The following is an 18,505-nucleotide window of genomic DNA, read 5'->3' on the forward strand; positions in this document are numbered from 1 at the left end:
CATTTCCTTTTACGGAAAAAAAATTTTTGGAAACCTGGCGCGGATAAATGCAGAAAAATTCAGTTTTTAGGTTTTTTTCAGGTAAAATGATAAAGAATACAATAAATTGGGGGTTATTGCAATGAAAGATCCGCGCATACAGACACTGGCACATAATTTAATTAATTATTCAGTCAGACTTCAAAAGGGTGAAAAGGTGCTGATTGAAAACTTCGGTCTTCAAAGAGAACTTGTGACAGCACTGGTACAGGAAGCATATGAGGTCGGAGGTCTCCCATTTGTATTGCTGAAGGATCAGCAGGTGGACCGTTCTCTTCTCATGGGTGCGACAGAGGATCATTACTCGAAAATTGCTGAGTATGAAGCGAACGTAATGAAAGACATGGATGCATACATCGGGCTCCGCTCAGGAAACAATATTAATGAACACGCTGATGTACCGGATGAAAGAATGAAAGTTTCCAGCAAAACACTAGGCAAGAAAGTACATAGTGAAATAAGAGTGCCTAAAACGAAGTGGGTGGTACTCAGATATCCGACCGCTTCCATGGCTCAGCTTGCGAAAATGAGCACAGAAGCGTTTGAAGACTTCTATTTTGATGTTTGCAATCTGGACTACAGCAAAATGGATAAAGCAATGGACGCGTTAGCTAATCTGATGAATCAAACAGATCAAGTCCGTTTAACAGGTCCTGGGACCGACCTTTCGTTTTCTATCAAAGACATCCCTGCTGTAAAATGCGCGGGTCATCTTAATATTCCGGACGGCGAGGTCTATTCTGCCCCGGTAAGAGATTCAGTTAATGGAACGATTTCCTACAACACACCGTCTCCTTATAACGGCTTTACCTTTGAAAACGTGAAGCTTATATTTAAAGAGGGAAAAATTATTGAAGCCACTGCCAATGATTCAGAGCGGATTAACCGAATCTTTGATACTGATGAAGGAGCACGATTTGTAGGCGAATTTGCAATTGGAGTGAACCCTTACATCCTTCATCCGATGCAGGACATTCTCTTTGATGAAAAAATCGATGGGAGCTTCCACTTTACACCTGGTCAATGCTACGATGATGCGTTTAACGGCAATCATTCTAACATTCACTGGGATATGGTCATGATTCAGCGTCCAGAATACGGAGGCGGTGAAATTTATTTTGACGATGTTTTAATCCGCAAAGACGGCCGGTTTGTTATACCGGAACTGGAAGGTTTGAATCCAGAGAATCTTAAATCATAATCCTGTTTAATGGTTTTGCCGAGACTAACCAACTGAAATTAAAACCCCCGGGACACTGTGTAAGAGCATTCCGGGGGTTGTGTTTTTTTATATTGGTACTTTGAAGAATTATGGTTAAGCCGATTGGCGGAAATCAGCCAAAACCTTTCTAAATTTTATACTCTGTTAAACTTGGCTGTTGATTTCCGTTGCAGGCGCTCGCTTTCCGCGGGACGGGCGGTGAGCCTCCTCGCCGCTTTGCGCCTGCGGGGTCTCACCTGTCCCGCTGCTCTTAGCTCGGAGTCTCGCGCCTTCCACTCCAATCAACAGGTGTTAAAAATCAACATCAGGCTTTAACAGAGCCAATTTTTAAACAGAGAAAGCCGTTTTAGGCCAATATATTTTCATAGGCACGCTGATATTTTTGAATATCTCCTGCTCCCATGAAAACAAGCACGCCGTTCTCATGCTTTTTCAGTACATCCATTTCAGCTTCTTGTATTAAAGAGGATTGATCGATTTTAGCAATCAAGTCGTCAATGCTTAACTTTCCGGCATTTTCACGAGCGGAACCAAAAATATCACATAAGTACACGTAATCGGCTTTTTTCAGACTGTCCGCAAACTCCTGCATGAAGGATTGGGTGCGGGTGAATGTATGCGGCTGGAATACCGCGATGACTTCACGATCCGGATATTTTTGCCTTGCTGCTTCGATCGTGACCTTAATTTCAGTAGGGTGATGGGCATAATCATCAATCAGCACCTGTCTGCCGATTACTTTCTCATTGAAACGCCGTTTCACACCCTCGAAAGTCAGCAAACGCTCTTGAATGATTTCCACGTTTACTTCTTCGTAGTGGCACAGAGCAATAACGGACAAAGCATTCAATACGCTATGGTCGCCGAAGCCCGTAATTTTGAAAGAGCTGTAAAATGTATTCCTTACAAATACATCAAAGCTCGTTCCATCTGTGCTTTTCACCACATTTCTTGCCTGAAAATCGTTTTGCTCTCCGAATCCGTAGTAGACAACCGGCACTTTTGCCTGAATTTGCTGCAAATGCTCATCGTCTCCGCAAGCAATGATTCCCTTGTTAACCTGCAAGGCCATTTTCTGAAAAGCATCGAACACATCTTCAATATTTGCAAAATAATCAGGGTGATCAAAATCTATGTTGGTCATAATCGCATAATCCGGATAGTAAGAAAGGAAATGTCTGCGGTACTCGCAGGATTCAAAAATAAAATATTTACTATCTGGCAGCCCTTTACCTGTACCGTCCCCAATTAGGAAGGAGGTTGGCTCAGCCCCCTGGATTACATGTGAAAGCAACCCCGTAGTGGAGGTTTTTCCATGAACTCCGGTAACTCCCACACTCGTATACTTATTCATAAATTCACCGAGGAAACGGTGGTAGCGAATGACCGGAAGTTCCTGATTCATCGCTTCCGCAATTTCAGCATGTGTATCAGAAAAAGCGTTTCCTGCAATGATGGTAAGTCCCGGTTTAATATTTTCTTTATCAAAAGGGAGAATCGTAATCCCTCTGTCTTCAAGTGCTTTTTGAGTAAAGATCGTTTTGTCGATATCGGAACCCTGAACCTCGTACCCCATATCATGGAGAATCTGTGCCAGTGCACTCATTCCTGTTCCTTTAATTCCAACAAAATGATAAACAGTCATAATTGAACCTCCAGCAACGTCTATCTGTATAATGAACTTGCAATGGGCAATCGCCCGCAGCTATTCTACAGTATATGACGTTCATCTAATTTTGCAACCGCTCCATCCATCCTTGATAATCTTATGGATAAAGGAGAGGTATTTTCCTGTTTTTACTTGTATTGCCCTAACCTTTCAAAAGTAACCTTAACTACTATAAGCCTCTTTTCAAGCAGTGTCAATTTACCGCAGGACCTATTTGTCCTGCGGATTGTTTGATTATCCCAATTTTAGAATTAAAGGAGATTGCTTTCCTGGCTTGACAATAAATCATCTTCAGAAATTAGAATATCGCGCGGACGGCTTCCTTTGGCTTCTGAAATAATCCCTTGCTCTTCCATCATGTCAATTAGACGCGCCGCACGATTATATCCAATTCGAAAACGCCGCTGGAGGCTTGATGTTGATGCTCCATTTTGTGTGACGACAAACTCGCATGCTTCTAAAAATAAATCATCTTCCTCAGTCTGAATGGAGGATTTTTTCAAAAATTCCTCTTGGTTAAACAGATAAACTGGATCCATTTGTTTTTTAACATGAGCTACAACCTGCTCCATTTCATCATCGGACACAAAATTCCCCTGCACTCTTAAATGCTTAGACGTCCCATTTTCGAGGAATAGCATGTCCCCTCTTCCCAGCAGTTTTTCGGCTCCGCCGACATCAAGAATCGTTCTCGAATCCACCTGGGATGAGACAGAAAAAGCAATTCTTGTCGGGATATTGGCTTTAATAAGTCCAGTAATAACATCTACAGAAGGTCGTTGGGTCGCAACGATTAAATGAATTCCGCAGGCACGTGCCTTTTGGGCAATTCGGCAGATCGCCTCTTCCACTTCTCCTGGAGCTACCATCATAAGATCCGCCAGCTCATCAATAACAATAACAAGATAAGGCATGTGTTCACCCTGCTTATGGGTTTTCACAAGTTCATTGTATCGGCTGATGTCTCTCACTCCAGAGTGGGCAAACAGCTCATACCGTCTTTCCATTTCCTCAACAGCCCATTTTAATGCACCGGTAGCAGCTTTTGCATCCGTAATAACCGGACTGACCAAATGAGGAATTCGGTTGTATGGAGCAAGCTCCACCATTTTTGGATCAATCAGCAGCATCTTCACCTCATGGGGAGCTGCTTTATATAAAAGACTGATTAGCATCGAATTGATGCACACACTTTTGCCTGATCCTGTAGCACCCGCGATCAGCCCGTGCGGCATTTTCTTCAAATCCGTTACAATCGGCTGTCCTGAAATATCAAGTCCGAGTGCCACCGTAAGCGGAGAAGGATTGTTTTTAAACTCCTGCGATCTGATAATTTCCCTTAATGATACCGTTTTGCTCTGCAGGTTGGGAACTTCAATACCAATAGCATTTTTTCCTGGAATTGGTGCTTCAATGCGGATATCTTTGGCTGATAAACTAAGTTTAATATCATCTGACAAATTTGTAATCTTATTCACTTTCACACCAGGCTCCGGCTGAACCTCAAACCTCGTGACAGAAGGTCCCTGTGTGACATGAACTACCTTGGCCCGCACATTGAAATTCTTTAGGGTGCTGTCCAAAAGTTCACGCTGCGAGTCAAGCCACACCTGATCATTTGAAGCCTCTCTTGGTGGGATGCTCAGCAAATGAAGGGGAGGGAAAATATAGGAGCCCTCTTGAATCCGGTCCTTTATTCGATTGCGGTCCCTATTCAGCATAAGGACGTTGTAAGGGACTGAAGCGGTTTGAGACTTTAGCTCTGTCCTAATTGGTTTTACCTGTTCTGATTGCACCTGATTTGGTACAGATACGTATATTTCCTTGTCCGGCTCTGCATTCATGGATATTTGCGGAGCCTGTTCCGCATCTGCAGCAATTAAATTTTTAAATTCTCCATGAACGGCATGAATGGGTTCTGTCTCTTCAGCTGTAGCTTCTTCCCGTTCCTCCTGAATGGGATCCAGGTCTTCCATCATAATAGGAATCTCTTTTACCGCAGGATCAGCTTCAATCTCTATTTCATCAGAACCATTGTGCACGTGTTGAGCATTTGCAGCGGCGGCCTCCGGCTCATCAAAATATAGTGGTTCATCAATTGGGTTTACCAAGTAATCTTCTGTACCATGGTCTTCTTCTAAAAGAAGAAGGGATTCATCGTGTTTTTCCAAGACCTCTTTTTCATTTTCTTTTGGAACAAATGCAGAATTTTCATATCCTGCAAATGAAGTCTTTTCATCACTCAAAGGGGTTATAGAATCATCAGTGCCGGAAGGAAGCGTTCCCGTGTCCATTTCAAGCTGCCCATCTTCAAGCTTATCGGTTTGAACATGCGGCGGAAAATCCGGAATTGGGTTTGTACCTTTAGCGAAAAATTCTTTTTTATCAGAAGCGGCTTGTTTTTGAGCTGCCTCTGCTGCTCTTTTTTTATAAAAGGAAGAACTGTGCATGGATAATTTACGAAGCGTTTCTTCTTCATCCATCCTGCTTTCAGCTATGGTTTTTTCCCTGATTTTATATGGAAGAGATTCCATTTCTGACCTCTTGCGGAAACCGTAAATTGGAGAAGGAATTATGGTCGGCTGGAAAGGCTTCTTAACACTTTTAGTTTCAGGCTCTATTTTTCTTGAAGCAGCCGGTTTCGAAACAGTTCCAGGCGGTCTCAGTCCTTCATCCCTTCTGCTTTTCTCTCTGGTAATCTCAGCAGATTTTACTGGATTTGCAGGACGGGACTGTTGAGGTCTAGCCTGACGCTTCCGCTCATCCGGAATGGCAGGAAAACGAAAGTTTCCTGCAGGATATTGATAAGCAATTTTCGTTTCAAACTGATTTCCGGCAGCCCGCACATTCTTCGGCGGCGCCTGGTGATGGGATTGTTTGCGTTCACGCTTTATTTCCTCTACGGTTTCTTCCTCATCCACTCTTACATATTCCACGACTTCTACAATTTCCTCTGTTTCACCAAATAGAAACTGTTTAAATTTTGACATCCAGCTCATTTCATTATCACTCTTTCAGCATCATGTTGTTTGTTCATCTAAAAAGAAGTTAGGATTCACAGACACTATTATTTTTCAAAGGTTTATACCCCAATGGAGGGAGTTTTACTCATTCTCTTTTTATTTTTAAGCTCTGTTATACTTGGCTGTTGATTTCCGCTGCAGTCAACAGGTGTTAAAAAATCAACATAATGCTTTAACAAAGCCTATTCTTATAAGCGCAGACACAGAATACTTTTCCTTATGTTACTGCACAGCACTCTGCGATCTCAAAGTCCTGAAAGATGCAGGCCCCTTCAGCTTTGCGGCAGGACGTCGCATTTTTAGCTGAACTTCCTTGCTGGAAGCCGGGTTTTGAACTTTGTTTTGGTGTCTAGCTCCGGCGGCTAGCCTCTCGAGGTCATAAGCCACTCATCCTACAGAAGGAAAGAGCGCCTTCCTCCGGCAGATTGTCTTATGCTTGTCGAGGCTGAACAAGCCGCCTCCGCTTTTCAATTAAAAAAGCCACTGGATTTATTATCCTAGTGACTTTTATCTTATCATAATTTTCGATGAAAAATATGGTTTTCAGTGGGTTCAATCGTTAATCAGGGTGTGAATTACTGAAAAAAGTTCTCTCCAGGAGTCCTGTTTTCTTCTAGGACTAGAATTCCTTTTTCCTGCGGTGCATCAGGAAGGTCTAATTCCCGGGCGGAACAGATCATTCCGCTTGAAGGAACGCCTCTTAATTCAGCATGCTTAATCATCATTCCGCTTGGCATGACTGCGCCGACTTTAGCGACAACCACATTTTGGCCGGCTTCAACATTAGGGGCTCCGCAAACGATTTGAAGGACTTCTGTTCCTGTATTCACTTTGCAGATATTCAGTTTATCGGCATTTGGATGCTTTTCCTTGGAAAGGATGTGTCCAACTACAAATTTAGGAGAGAAGTCTACGTTCAGGCGCTCATCGAAACCATTTTGGGATAAGGCCTTATTTATATCTTCTACCACTGCTTCTGTTAATTCTACTGGTCCTGCTCCATTCACAGCTATGTATTTGGATGCGTTGAAAAGATTGTAGCCAGCGAGCTCATTTGATTCAGCATCAAAGATTTTTACTGCATCCTGCTTCCTTTCAAATGTCCTGTTTTCACGCGGAATATCATTAATAAAAATAAGCAGGGTATCGCCTACGCCTTCACGGTTATAAAAAACATTCATTCTATTCTTCCTTTCCATCTTTCGGTGAATTTGCTCTGTTTTTCCCCAGAATAAAAACAGGCTCCAATTCGCCATCCTCATATAAGAAAGATAACGCCGTAATCGGGACCCGGCCGCTTGCAAAAAAGCTCATCGTCATTTGGGCAAGTATGTCATACCCCGTCTCATTTTGAACGTCTGCAATAATTAAAACATCCTGGTGCGGCAGTGCCAAAGCCATTGTACCAGAAATTCGTTCTTTAAACGATTCCAGCAAGGAGTCATTTAATACCCGGCTTGCATCGTATCCATCATTGGCTCTGAAAAAGTAAAACGTATTGCCCGCCACCTGATCTTCTTTTACAGAAGGAGCTAGCGATCTTAGGTTGAAAAATGCCGTTTCTTTTATTCTTTTACGGTTCCATCCCTCTTTTTCCATCATGGCAACATCAATTAGCCGATACGTTTTTCCCATATCGAGTGCATAGAAAATTCTCGTTTCAGCAGTATGCTCATCAAAAAGCAGAGGGATGTCCTCGCTTGATTTTTCTGGAAAAGAAGTAGAACGGATAACTGGAAAAATCGATTTTTCCTTTCCTTCCAGACCGCTTTCTTTTTTCATGGCAAGCAGAGCTTCCTCTACATGGTAGATTACCTCTTCTATAGCCTTGTCCTTTTCCGTTTCATAACGGGCAGCAATTTCATTGAGCCCGATTGTTATTCCTTTTTTAATAGCAGGTTCTTCTATTCGAAGCGTTTCTTTTTCACGGTCATAATGAAATGACCATTGATGGCCGCTCAGCTTTTCTTCTATTAGTTGAGAAAGTTTTCTTGGCTTCATCCGCGGTGTCCTCCCGTCAGCCGATTATTGAATTGAATTCAGGAATTCCTGGATTTGCTCGATTGTTTTTCGGTCTTTGCTTACAAAACGCCCAGTTTCCTGGCCCTTATTGAAAGCGACAAAGCTTGGTATACCAAATACACTCAGCTCTGCGCAAAGATCAATGAATTCGTCCCGGTCTGCATAATAAAATGTAAATGACTGATTATCCTTTTCAAGCTCTGGAAGAAAAGGATCAATAACACGGCAGTCAGGGCACCAGTCCGCTGAAAACATAAGCACTGTATGCTCTTTTTGAATGATTTCTTTATATTGTTCCATAGATTGTAATTTTTCCATTAGATGATCCTCCGATTTCTAGATTTCACATAGTTGAATCATACCAGATAAAAGAGGCTTAAATCCATCCGCATGTTTCATTGGATGGATTTAAGCACCTTCATCATCGTCCCGGCTGCAGCAGGCACATCTTCTTTTTTAATTAAAGCTGTCAGTTTATTTCCGCCAATTCCTGCTGTTGCTTCATATTCTTTTTCCTTTGTTTTTCGTACGAAGAGATAGCCGAACTCGCCATCCTCGGTAAACGTTTTGTCAATAAGCGGTTTCTTATATTCTTTGCGAAGCGTTGCGTAGGAAGTTTTACTGTCTTTTCTTTCATTTTTATTTATGAAAAGCAAAAATTTTTGCCCGCCTTTAGTTAAAATCGCATTGTTAGGCTTTTTTGAAGAGATGCTGTAATCTTCCGGCAAGTAGAATGATCCGCTTTCAATCTTCTCATTCGGCTTCTGACTCTTTGCTTCAAAGCTTTTTGAAGCACTTTCTTCAGCCTGCTTTTTCATTTCCTTATCTGAAATTCCGCCGCAGCCTGAAGTCAGAGCAAATAAAGTAACTGCAATCAGACTTATCCATTTCTTCATTGCTTGGTCCTCCTATCAAATACCTTCAGTTCGTCCTTATCTTTACCATTCCCAATTTAAGGATAAACCTCCCTTCTTTTATGTTTTTTGCAATTGCTGTAAGGGTATTGACTGTTAGAATTTGTTTACAGGAGGAATGGATATGAATTTACATATCTTTTTGGCAGGAGAAATCCACAGTGACTGGAGAACGGAGCTGAAAGAAAAAGCAGCTCACTTGCCCATTACATTCACTAGCCCAATGGAAAATCACGAACGTTCCGATCAAATCGGCGAAGAAATTTTAGGGAAGCAGGCGGATTCCATTCAAAAAGACGAGGCAGCCTCCCGGATTAATAATTTAAGAACTTCCTTATTGCTGAAAAAAGCGGATCTTGTTATTTCCCTATTCGGTGAATCCTATAAGCAGTGGAATACTGCTATGGATGCAAGCGCCGCGATTGAAATGGGCAAGCCGCTTATACTAATTAGACCGAGGGAACTGCATCATCCTCTTAAAGAACTTTCCAGTAAAGCAAGTGTCACTGTTGAAACTGTTAGCCAGGCCATTCAAATATTGTCATACATTTACGATAAGGAATAGGATTCAAAAATTTCTGTGCAGACTCTGACAATTGATTTCGCCGCCCGCGAGTCTCTTTGGTGCTTTGTCCCTGCCGCGCGTTACTAATAATGCGTTTATACAGCATTGGCCCGCCGCCCGCTGCTCTAATTGACAGCTGATCCTAAAAACAGGCAGCCCTCCATTAAAGAGACTGCCTGTTTTTTTCATATTGATATCTGCCTGCAAGCAGTTTTACAACGTGGGCAAACATTTCCGTCCGGTCTACCGCTCCGTTCGTGAAAATTCCCATTGCCCCTTCATTTTTCCCTACTTCCGTCCGATGAGCAAATTCATCCATCACATCACTTAGTTCCCTGCCCTTTACAATCTCCGCTCCGATTTCAAGAGGAAGCTCAATCCGGGCTCCTCCGGCAACTATTGGCTGAGAAAGACTTCCATCTGTTAACGCTCCCCAGTTGCAAAGAAAGAAGCCGTATGACGTTTCAACAACTCCGCCTTCAAGTCCGATTCCTATGTCAGCTCCTGTTTCTTTTCTGGAAGCCGCGGCCCGGTTGATGGCTCCCTTCATCGTTTCTTCATCTGAAAAAGGCTGACTGGATACGCCTGAAGCAACATCAGCTTCTATGAATTCCTGTATTAAATCAATCTCTGCAAAGGCTAGTTTTACAGCTCTGACCTTTGTGGGATTTGTTGTCCCGATGCTTACAATCATTCTTTTCCCTCCATGAACATGGGGATCAGCTGTTTGCCCGGATAGAATCCACCGTGCTTTGATCACATGCCTTTACTAATTTAACAAGCAATTCTTTTGCCGCAGCATAATCATCAACATGAACAATGGAAGCATGTGTGTGAATGTACCTTGAGCAAATACCTATGACCGCAGATGGAACGCCTTCGTTCGAGGTATGTACCCGTCCTGCGTCTGTTCCGCCCTGTGAGACAAAATACTGATAAGGGATGCTGTGTGTTTCCGCCATATCCAAAACAAATTCTCTCATACCCCGATGTGTCACCATTGACCGGTCCAGTATCCGCAGAAGTGCACCTTTTCCAAGATGACCGAATTCTTTTTTATCACCAGTCATATCGTTTGCGGGGCTTGCATCCATGGCAAAAAACAAGTCCGGTTTGATCATATTTGCAGCAGCCTGTGCTCCGCGCAAGCCAACTTCTTCTTGTACCGTAGCACCCGAGTATAAGATATTATCAGTCTTTTCACCCTTTAGTTCCTTCAAAAGTTCAATCGACAGCCCGCAGCCATACCGGTTGTCCCATGCCTTTGCCATGATTTTTTTGGGGTTGGCCATTGGGGTAAAAGAGCTGTCCGGAATAATCTGCTGACCCGGTTTAATTCCGATTTCTTTAGCATCTTCCGCACTGTCTGCTCCAATATCAATCAGCATATTTTTAATTTCCATCGGTTTTTTCCGCTGTTCCTCACTTAACAGGTGAGGCGGGATTGACCCGATCACGCCTGGAATTGGTCCGTTATTCGTATAGATGATAACCCGCTGCGCAAGGAGAACTTGGTTCCACCAGCCTCCAAGCGGCTGAAAGCGGAGCATTCCGTTTTTTGTAATCGAAGTGACCATAAATCCGGTTTCATCCATATGCCCGGCAGCCATGATGACTGGTCCATTCGGATTTCCCTTTTTCACTCCAAAGATACCGCCAAGTCTGTCCTGAACTACTTCGTCCGAGTAAAGCTCTAGCTGGCTTCTCATAAATTTTCTTACTCCGTGCTCGTTTCCGGGTGCTCCCGGAAGCTCCGTAAGCGTTTTAAAAAGATCCATTGTTTCTTTATTCATTCTGTTAACCTCTTTTCGAATTTTGTCTGTATATGTAATCACCTTGCTTAACAAGGCCGGCTAACTTAGGTATACTAAGATAGAAAAAGCTGAAGGAGGCAGATAGTCATGAAATGCACAGGTTTAATTGCCGGGATTGGAATAGGCTTCGCAGCAGCGTACCTATTAAAAGACCAGCTCAAATCCCCATTTATTTCGTCCGATAAAGCACTCCAGCTCGTTAAGCAGGAATTTAAGAAAAAGGGACCGATTGAAGGATCCTGGATTTATACGGTTCCAGAGGATTATTCCATCCATGAATCCAGCCATAAAGTGTATAAAACCGGAATCACGAGAACCATTGAAGGATCACTCGAGCAATACGAGGCCATCGTGCACGCAGGAACAGGACTTTTGCTTGAAGTGAACAAGGTTTCGTAATCCCGTTTGGAAGCAGAAGAAAATCTTCTGTTTCTTTTTTTATAGCTCTGTTAAACTTGGCTGTTGATTGCAGCTAGCAGGCGTTCGCTTATCCTTGGGCGGGCGATGAGCCTCCTCTTCGCTTTGCGCCTGCGGGGGCTCACCTGTCCCGCTGCTCCCTCCGGAGTCTCACGCCTTCCGCTCCAATCAACAGTTGTTTAAGCAATCAACATAATGCTTTAACATAGCCTTTATTTAAAAAATTTCATTTTATTTCATTCTATCCACAGTCTTTACCGTTTCCTTTGAAGCATTCCATTTTATTGCCCTGTATTTTGCATCATGGTAAAACGTGATCCATGCTTCGTTTTCAGCAGCATAGCTCAGCCACTTCTCTTTTTGCTCAATGGAAGTCATCGGATAGTCATCATAGGCGAGTACCCAAAGTACATTGTCATGGGCATGTGTTGGCATGAGATCGGCCATATGGATTGCCGTTTCTCCCTGATCCTCGAAAATCAGAATGCTGTGGCCATTGCTGTGGCCTCCAGTGTGAACCATTGTAATGCCTGGAATTATTTCTTTTTTTCCTGTAAACGGGTTAATCTGCTGCTCGATTGCTTGCCAATTTTCTTTCCAATATGTATTCTTAGACCGAATGTTCGGATTTTTCATTTCATTCCATTCTACATCACTTGTATAAATGGACGCGTTCGGAAAGACCGATTGTAATTCACCGTCTATTTCTTTTGTAAGTCCCGTAATATGATCAAAGTGCATATGTGTTAGCAGGACGATATCAATATCCAGAGGAGTAAGCCCGAGCTCATGAAGAGATTCCTCCAGTTTCGACTCTTCCGTCACCCCGTAATTTTTAAGCTGTTTTTCTGACAGTCTGCCTTTGCCAATTCCGGACTCAACGATGATATTCTTTCCATCCTTTTGAATGAGAATCGGATCCGTTCTCAGCTCAATCTGGTTCCGCTCATTCACCGGATATTTCCTGGACCACAGAGCTTTCGGTACAACTCCGAACATAGCGCCCCCATCCATATGAGTATCCCCGCCGTTCAGCCAAGTAAGCTTCATCTGACCAATTTGCAATGTTTCCATACAAAAATCCCTCCCCCATTTATTTTAACAGCAATTCTGCGATTCTGGAAAGCACAGCCTCTCATTAAAGGAAATAAGCCAAGTGAAATTGCTGCAATTCCAAAAAGAACCTGAGCCAATCTGACGGCTTGCAGATTGGCTCAGGCTCCAAACTTCACTTATTCACTTTTGTCATTTTGAAACTTTGCCTCAGACCGGTAAATTCTTTGGCCTTTATTGGAGAACTTCTCTTCATACTCGGTCATAATATTTCCCTCAAAATCGCTTTGGTGCAAATCAAGGCTCACAAAGGTCAGAAGCATCCCATATTCCGAAAAGCTCCTTAAAGAAAACTCAAACAAACCCTGATTATCGGTTTTGAAGTGAATTTCACCGCCTTTTACAAGCAAGCGTTCATAAAGACTTAGGAAGGTTTTATAAGTAAGACGGCGCTTCTCATGACGCTTTTTAGGCCATGGATCAGAGAAATTCAAATACAGCCTGTCCACTTCGCCGTCCTCAAAAATATCCGTCAAAACCGCTGCATCTACATTTAAAAGCTTCAGATTATCCACTTCGGCATCAATAACCTTCTGCACGGCAATGACCATCACACTTTGAAAAAGCTCAATGCCGAGATAATTAATGTCTGGATTGGCTTTAGCCATTCCTGTTAAGAATTGCCCTTTCCCTGTCCCGACTTCTATATGAATAGGGTTGGAATTCCCAAAAAACTCCTGCCATTTTCCTTTTAATTCGGAAGGCTGTGCGATCGCGATATGCCGGTTTTCCGCTAAAAACTCGCTTGCCCACGGTTTATTTCTTACTCGCATAGTAACACCTCATGTACGTTTTTTCAGATTCTGCTCGTTAAAAAATAGCATGACTTTTCATATTGCGCAATACTTGCCGATTGCGGTCCGCCATTTTGAAACGATAAAGGCAATGCTTTTTAAAAATTAGCTCTGTTAAACTTGGCTGTTGATTTCCGCTCCAGGCGTCCGCTCCAATCAACAGGTGTTAAAAAAAGTTATCATTTAAACATAGCAAAAAAAAACCCGGCAGCTTCTGCATGCCGGAGCGTTATAGAATAAAACTTAATGGATGTATTCCTTCCCATTTAGGCGGGATAAAAAGAATGGAGTTGAACATCTTAAAGGTATAGCAAAAAGTCGAAAGGAAGATGAACCATGCCCCTGGATTATCATCATCAAGTCACGCTGCTAAAGGATATCCTTACCGAGCAGCAAGCGGATTGCTGCGGGACAGTTGCAGAATGCGAACAAATTGAACGGCTCATTAAATCTCTGATGGTCAATGCCCAGATTGATCAAAATGTTAAAAATGTTCTTCAGAATATTTACGAATACAGTCAAAGTGGAAAGTCCGCCTCTGAATTGAATCAGCATATCACTTCACAGCAGCAGAACTTAACCCAATGGATACAGGATATCGATTCCTTTTCGTAATCTAAATTTTCCGTTTCAGCAGCAAGGTTAAATTTTGAACCGCCTGATGCATTTCCTTTGCGTGGTTCTTGGAACGGTTCCACATAAGTGAGACAATCGTCTGAGCGAGTACATACCAATACATGCGCAACCGCAGGCGGTCTGTAAGCTCAAGACCATACCGGGAAAGCCAGTCACTCCAGCGGCTTTCCTCAATGTAAGAATACAGAAGGTTTCCTAAATCAATTGCTGGATCAGCGATGACAGCACCATCCCAATCAATCAGATAGAGCTGATCGTTTTCTGAAAGCAGCCAGTTATTATGATTTAAATCGCAGTGGCAAACCACTTTTTCTTGCACTTCCACATCAGGCAGCCGGTCATGCAGATATTGCAGAGCTTCTTCGATTTCCGGAAGAAAAAAAGTTTCGAACTCAAGGGTCTCCCGAATGTCTTCAAGAATAGTTGCTGGCGTCAGCGGCTGCTTCTCCAGCCTTTTCAGCATATCCAGCAGTTCTTTTGAATGATGAATCTTATGTAAAAGCGAGGCTACATGATCTCCGTCCATGTCAGCAGGCTTCAGCTCGCGGCCTTCCAGCCAATGCTGCGCCGTGATCACATCACCGTTTTCCATTCTTCTAGTCCAAACCAGCTTTGGAACAATTCCTTCTGCTGAGAGAACGGCAAGAAATGGCGAACTATTTCGTTTTAAGAAAAGCTTTTGTTCCCCATTTCGGGCATAATAAGCTTCTCCCGTAGCCCCTCCTGCAGGAGAAAGCTCCCACTCTTGTCCGAGCAGATGTTCCAGCCAATTTTGATTCAATGTCAACCCATCATTTCATGTTAAGATTTTTATCAATAAGTCCGTACAGCATTATTGCAGGCGAAGGCAAATGAAGATGGACTATTTCGAAAAAAACAGTTCATCCTCCGAGCCACTCGTTATATTTAAATATTAATTCATTTTTAGAAAGTAATCATAAAAAAAAATAAAAAGACCGCTGATTGAGGCAATCACAGAGCAACATCCAATAGCCGTCCTTTTAAATTTTATCGTTTACAGGTATTTCCCGTCAAGAAAAACTAAGGCCTAAGACTTAAACAATACATACGTTCCTATGTTTTTCAGCTTGACTTTTCCTTTTTCAGCCAAGTAATTTCCGTCTTTAGCTCCCGGGGAATAAGCAATCTCCCACTCATCTTCATCCGGCAAAGCAAATTCCGTGTCAAATTCCCACGCCTGATGAATGACTAAAATATTTGACCAGCTTCCATACTCCCCGACATTTTTCAATAGATAATAAATGGCGTATGGCGGAGAGGGAAGGATATGAAAATGACGCTCAACCTTTTCTTTGCCGCTCAATCTGAATGCTCCATGAGACTTCCTCAAATGGATCAGCTGTCTTATTTCTTCTATGTCCGCTTCAAATGCTTCTCTTAGGTTCCAATCTAAATGATTGATGTCATCATTTTGGTTATAGCTGTTTTCGCATCCTTGCTTTGTTCTGTAAAACTCCTGGCCTGCATGCAAAAAGGGAATGCCCTGAGATAAAATCACCATAGATGAGGCAAGTTTCTGATACTGACGAAGCTTTTCATCCGGCGCATCCGGTACAGCAATTTTTAATTTATCCCAAAACGTATGATTATCATGGGATTCCACGTAATTAACCGATTGGGACGGATCCTCAAGCCATTTGTCGGAACCTTGGCTGTATTGTACAATCCCCTTTATCACGGAAAGCGCTTCATCCTTTTTTCCTTCATCCCCCATTGAAAAGCCTCTGTCTCCATGAAGGAATGTGCTCCCTTTCACCACATCCCGGAAACGATCATTGAAAAATGCAACTCCAGGAATTTTCTTTGCATTAATTATGGTCGTTTTTCGGTCCGCTCCGAGAGGGGTTGATAAATCCCAGCCTTCTCCTAGCAGAATCGCATCTTTTTTAATGGATGATGTAAGCTCTCTTACCATTCTCATTGTGTCAAGATCAAGGATTCCCATTAAATCAAAACGAATGCCGTCTACATCATATTCTTCTATCCAATAACGAATGGAATCCAAAATATATTTTCTTGCCATTCTTCTTTCCGAAGCAAAATCATTGCCGACCCCTGTTCCGTTGGAGGGATAGCCATACTCATCCATTCTGAAAAAATATCCTGGGACAAGCTTTTCAAAAGAAGACAGGTTCATATCATACACATGATTGTATACGCCATCCATAATCATCTTAAGGCCATTTGCATGCAATGCCTGAATGCACTCTTTCAGCTCTCTGATCCTTGCCATCGGATTATCAGGATCTGTCGAGTAGCTGCCCTCAGGTGCGTTGAAATGAACAGGATTGTAGCCCCAATTGTATCCTCCGTCTGCCTCGCCCTCCGCAACTCCTTCAAAGTCATAGACCGGGAGAAGTTCGACATGTGTAACACCCAGACTCTTAATATAGGACATGCCGGAAGAGAAGCCTTTTCTGGAAGCCGTATCTTTTTCTGCAAAGGCTTTATATTTTCCTTTTGCACTCATGCCGCTGTTTTCGTGAATGGAGAAGTCTCTCACATGCAGCTCATAAATAATGGCATCCGTCACTTGGTTCAAAGGAGGGACTGGAATTTTGTCCACTTGTGCGTCTGCAGGATTCAACAGGACGCCCCATTCACCATTTTTAGTTACAGCTTTTACATAAGGATCTGCCGCTTCCCGCCATTTCCCATTAATCAAGGCACGGTATTTATAGAATTTCCCGTACTGATCCAGACCAATCTGAGCTCGCCATATTCCTTGGTCTTCCTTCCTCATCGGCATTTCGATTATCTGGCGGGCAGGATCGCTCAATAGGAGACGAACCTCTACTGCTGTAGGTACCCAGACCTTTAAAGAAATTTGGGCTTCGGTAAATTCAGCTCCGAGTTTGCCGTCAAAGCCATACAATTCATCAAACGCCGCCGTTCTGATTACAGCTCCCATCAGCAATTCTGCCGAGAGGCCGCTTGAGTCAGTGACCAATTGGCGTTTGCCGGCTTTCAGCTGGATACTGGAATGGCAAATGCATTTTACAAAATTTTCGATATCATAGCAATCTGACATGGATAAAGGGGACTCGTTTCCTTCGTCGTCCGTCACAGTAAAAGATTTTTTAAAGAAGTTCTGCCGATCACTCGGCAGCAAAATGGTAATGGTATGAAGATCATCTAAGTAAGCCTCAAATGGGCTGTTTACACTCGTCATTGCTCTTCCCCCTCGGAGAAACGTATATGAAAAATTAGGATGAATGCCTGCAATTGTTCAGTCTCTCCACTTATTACCGGATCTATAATTCATTTTATGTGCAATAGCCCCTCGCGTGTTAGAGGACTTCCCTTAATTTCCCCTGTCCTCCCAGTCACTGCGGATTCTTGAACGTGTAAGAGTGCAGTCAAGAAGGGCTTTCACAGCCTTCAGCTGATCATGTTTAACAGGGGAAGATAAATTTCTCATTTTGCTCAGCCATTCATTAAAGCTCCTCTTATCGGTTACCTCAACATCATAAGGGGGCGTTTGAAAATCAGCATATCCATGTTCAAAGATAAGCCGTTTCATCACAGGAAAATCAATTCCCCTGCTTTCTATTATTTTTTTGATAATTGTGGAAGTACGGTGTAAATCGAGCAATGGATTTAAAGTCTTTTTTGAATATTTACCGCTTTTGATGGTCCAAAATCTTTCGCCGGAGCCAACAAGTATATCCTCTTTTTTGCCTTGAATCCAGGAAATGCACTGGATTCCAGCAGGCGTGATAAGAACAGGGCCGATTTCAACTGCCGCATTTTTCACTTCGAGCACAGCATTGTGCATATACAGATTATGATCTGGAAGACGTTTCAGGAAAAACTGAAGCGTTTCATCATAAAAATAGCGTCTGTCAAAATCGGATTGCTCACGAATTGTCGAGCTCGCCCATTTCAGCTGGAAGCGGTAAATCTTATCCAGAAATTCATGTTTTAGCTCATCAATGGAAGCAGGCACATGGGTAAACAGCAAATCAGGGTCTTCTTCAGCTGCAAAAGCCGGAGACTCGTTTACCGGTTCTTCCTGTTCTTGTTGCTTTCGAAACGTCCATTTTCCCCAAAAGGAAGATTTCTCTTCCCCTTTTTCCGGCTCTTCAGGAAAACGGGCAATGTAGGTGTCAAACTGTCTTTCCTCCCAAGCCTTATTAATCCGCTCCCATTGATGTTTTTTCAAACGGATATATTGCCCTGTATAGTGATAGGGATCTATTTCATATCTTGATATGTAATCTCTCAGTTTGATCAATTGACCCATATCGGTCTCC

Annotated in this window: 17 protein-coding genes; 4 read left to right on the forward strand and 13 right to left on the reverse strand. The window is 42.8% G+C overall.

Features of this window, described 5'->3' with window-relative positions; translation table 11 throughout:
- Positions 1–121 precede the first annotated feature (121 nt).
- Complete coding sequence (locus J9317_RS14880; protein WP_211559890.1) at positions 122–1,240, forward strand: aminopeptidase; 1,119 nt, start codon at positions 122–124, stop codon at positions 1,238–1,240.
- 367 nt (positions 1,241–1,607) lie between these two features.
- Here J9317_RS14880 and murC read toward each other — a convergent pair whose 3' ends face one another.
- From murC to J9317_RS14910, 6 genes are all read right to left on the reverse strand, one after another.
- Positions 1,608–2,906: a UDP-N-acetylmuramate--L-alanine ligase gene (gene murC / locus J9317_RS14885; RefSeq protein WP_211559892.1), complete on the reverse strand. Its 1,299-nt coding sequence runs from the start codon at positions 2,904–2,906 to the stop codon at positions 1,608–1,610.
- A gap of 275 nt (positions 2,907–3,181) precedes the next feature.
- Entirely contained in the window at positions 3,182–5,929 is a 2,748-nt protein-coding gene (locus tag J9317_RS14890; RefSeq protein ID WP_211559894.1) for a DNA translocase FtsK, read from the reverse strand.
- 599 nt (positions 5,930–6,528) lie between these two features.
- Positions 6,529–7,134: a YtpR family tRNA-binding protein gene (gene ytpR / locus J9317_RS14895; protein WP_211559896.1), complete on the reverse strand. Its 606-nt coding sequence runs from the start codon at positions 7,132–7,134 to the stop codon at positions 6,529–6,531.
- A 1-nt stretch (position 7,135) separates the two neighbouring features.
- On the reverse strand, positions 7,136–7,954 hold the full coding sequence (locus tag J9317_RS14900; protein ID WP_211559898.1) for a DUF1444 domain-containing protein: 819 nt from the start codon (positions 7,952–7,954) through the stop codon (positions 7,136–7,138).
- A gap of 24 nt (positions 7,955–7,978) precedes the next feature.
- Positions 7,979–8,293 carry a thioredoxin family protein gene (locus tag J9317_RS14905; protein ID WP_211559901.1) on the reverse strand — a complete coding sequence of 105 codons (315 nt, stop codon included), beginning with the start codon at positions 8,291–8,293 and terminating at the stop codon, positions 7,979–7,981.
- A gap of 77 nt (positions 8,294–8,370) precedes the next feature.
- Positions 8,371–8,871: a hypothetical protein gene (locus J9317_RS14910; protein ID WP_211559903.1), complete on the reverse strand. Its 501-nt coding sequence runs from the start codon at positions 8,869–8,871 to the stop codon at positions 8,371–8,373.
- A 142-nt stretch (positions 8,872–9,013) separates the two neighbouring features.
- Here J9317_RS14910 and J9317_RS14915 point away from each other — a divergent pair, with 142 nt between their 5' ends.
- Positions 9,014–9,454, forward strand: a complete 441-nt coding sequence (locus J9317_RS14915; RefSeq protein WP_211559905.1) for a YtoQ family protein — start codon at positions 9,014–9,016, stop codon at positions 9,452–9,454.
- Positions 9,455–9,617: 163 nt separating this feature from the next.
- Here J9317_RS14915 and J9317_RS14920 read toward each other — a convergent pair whose 3' ends face one another.
- Positions 9,618–10,148: a DUF84 family protein gene (locus J9317_RS14920; protein ID WP_211559907.1), complete on the reverse strand. Its 531-nt coding sequence runs from the start codon at positions 10,146–10,148 to the stop codon at positions 9,618–9,620.
- Positions 10,149–10,173: 25 nt separating this feature from the next.
- On the reverse strand, positions 10,174–11,247 hold the full coding sequence (locus tag J9317_RS14925; protein ID WP_211559909.1) for a M42 family metallopeptidase: 1,074 nt from the start codon (positions 11,245–11,247) through the stop codon (positions 10,174–10,176).
- Between the two features lie 108 nt (positions 11,248–11,355).
- Here J9317_RS14925 and J9317_RS14930 point away from each other — a divergent pair, with 108 nt between their 5' ends.
- Positions 11,356–11,667, forward strand: coding sequence for a hypothetical protein (locus tag J9317_RS14930; RefSeq protein ID WP_211559911.1), 312 nt, complete (start codon positions 11,356–11,358; stop codon positions 11,665–11,667).
- A 249-nt stretch (positions 11,668–11,916) separates the two neighbouring features.
- Here J9317_RS14930 and J9317_RS14935 read toward each other — a convergent pair whose 3' ends face one another.
- Both J9317_RS14935 and trmB read right to left on the reverse strand, forming a co-directional pair.
- Entirely contained in the window at positions 11,917–12,759 is an 843-nt protein-coding gene (locus J9317_RS14935; RefSeq protein WP_211559913.1) for a YtnP family quorum-quenching lactonase, read from the reverse strand.
- Positions 12,760–12,917: 158 nt separating this feature from the next.
- Positions 12,918–13,571 carry a tRNA (guanosine(46)-N7)-methyltransferase TrmB gene (gene trmB / locus J9317_RS14940; RefSeq protein ID WP_211559915.1) on the reverse strand — a complete coding sequence of 218 codons (654 nt, stop codon included), beginning with the start codon at positions 13,569–13,571 and terminating at the stop codon, positions 12,918–12,920.
- A gap of 357 nt (positions 13,572–13,928) precedes the next feature.
- On the opposite strand from trmB, the gene J9317_RS14945 reads away from it, so the two are divergent.
- Entirely contained in the window at positions 13,929–14,207 is a 279-nt protein-coding gene (locus J9317_RS14945; RefSeq protein ID WP_211559917.1) for a YtzH-like family protein, read from the forward strand.
- A 1-nt stretch (position 14,208) separates the two neighbouring features.
- Here J9317_RS14945 and J9317_RS14950 read toward each other — a convergent pair whose 3' ends face one another.
- The 3 genes from J9317_RS14950 to J9317_RS14960 all read right to left on the reverse strand — a co-directional run bounded on the left by J9317_RS14950 (position 14,209) and on the right by J9317_RS14960 (position 18,495).
- On the reverse strand, positions 14,209–15,015 hold the full coding sequence (locus J9317_RS14950; protein ID WP_211559919.1) for a phosphotransferase family protein: 807 nt from the start codon (positions 15,013–15,015) through the stop codon (positions 14,209–14,211).
- 261 nt (positions 15,016–15,276) lie between these two features.
- A complete protein-coding gene (gene pulA, locus J9317_RS14955; protein ID WP_211559921.1) occupies positions 15,277–17,421 on the reverse strand; it encodes a type I pullulanase in 2,145 nt (714 codons plus the stop codon).
- Between the two features lie 132 nt (positions 17,422–17,553).
- Entirely contained in the window at positions 17,554–18,495 is a 942-nt protein-coding gene (locus tag J9317_RS14960; protein ID WP_211559923.1) for a nuclease-related domain-containing protein, read from the reverse strand.
- Between the last annotated feature and the right edge of the window lie 10 nt (positions 18,496–18,505).

This window comes from Metabacillus flavus, assembly GCF_018283675.1.
GTDB classification, from domain to species: Bacteria; Bacillota; Bacilli; order Bacillales; family Bacillaceae; genus Metabacillus_B; species Metabacillus_B flavus.

What these genes read in the sequence shown, in the direction of transcription:
- J9317_RS14925 (WP_211559909.1), bottom strand. Translation starts at nt 11,247, where the DNA reads ATGAATAAAGAAACAATGGATCTTTTTAAAACGCTTACGGAGCTTCCG.
- J9317_RS14915 (WP_211559905.1), top strand. Translation starts at nt 9,014, where the DNA reads ATGAATTTACATATCTTTTTGGCAGGAGAAATCCACAGTGACTGGAGA.
- J9317_RS14910 (WP_211559903.1), bottom strand. Translation starts at nt 8,871, where the DNA reads ATGAAGAAATGGATAAGTCTGATTGCAGTTACTTTATTTGCTCTGACT.
- J9317_RS14880 (WP_211559890.1), top strand. Translation starts at nt 122, where the DNA reads ATGAAAGATCCGCGCATACAGACACTGGCACATAATTTAATTAATTAT.
- J9317_RS14960 (WP_211559923.1), bottom strand. Translation starts at nt 18,495, where the DNA reads ATGGGTCAATTGATCAAACTGAGAGATTACATATCAAGATATGAAATA.
- J9317_RS14920 (WP_211559907.1), bottom strand. Translation starts at nt 10,148, where the DNA reads ATGATTGTAAGCATCGGGACAACAAATCCCACAAAGGTCAGAGCTGTA.
- J9317_RS14930 (WP_211559911.1), top strand. Translation starts at nt 11,356, where the DNA reads ATGAAATGCACAGGTTTAATTGCCGGGATTGGAATAGGCTTCGCAGCA.
- J9317_RS14900 (WP_211559898.1), bottom strand. Translation starts at nt 7,954, where the DNA reads ATGAAGCCAAGAAAACTTTCTCAACTAATAGAAGAAAAGCTGAGCGGC.
- J9317_RS14890 (WP_211559894.1), bottom strand. Translation starts at nt 5,929, where the DNA reads ATGAGCTGGATGTCAAAATTTAAACAGTTTCTATTTGGTGAAACAGAG.
- ytpR (WP_211559896.1), bottom strand. Translation starts at nt 7,134, where the DNA reads ATGAATGTTTTTTATAACCGTGAAGGCGTAGGCGATACCCTGCTTATT.
- trmB (WP_211559915.1), bottom strand. Translation starts at nt 13,571, where the DNA reads ATGCGAGTAAGAAATAAACCGTGGGCAAGCGAGTTTTTAGCGGAAAAC.
- J9317_RS14905 (WP_211559901.1), bottom strand. Translation starts at nt 8,293, where the DNA reads ATGGAAAAATTACAATCTATGGAACAATATAAAGAAATCATTCAAAAA.
- pulA (WP_211559921.1), bottom strand. Translation starts at nt 17,421, where the DNA reads ATGACGAGTGTAAACAGCCCATTTGAGGCTTACTTAGATGATCTTCAT.
- J9317_RS14945 (WP_211559917.1), top strand. Translation starts at nt 13,929, where the DNA reads ATGCCCCTGGATTATCATCATCAAGTCACGCTGCTAAAGGATATCCTT.
- murC (WP_211559892.1), bottom strand. Translation starts at nt 2,906, where the DNA reads ATGACTGTTTATCATTTTGTTGGAATTAAAGGAACAGGAATGAGTGCA.
- J9317_RS14935 (WP_211559913.1), bottom strand. Translation starts at nt 12,759, where the DNA reads ATGGAAACATTGCAAATTGGTCAGATGAAGCTTACTTGGCTGAACGGC.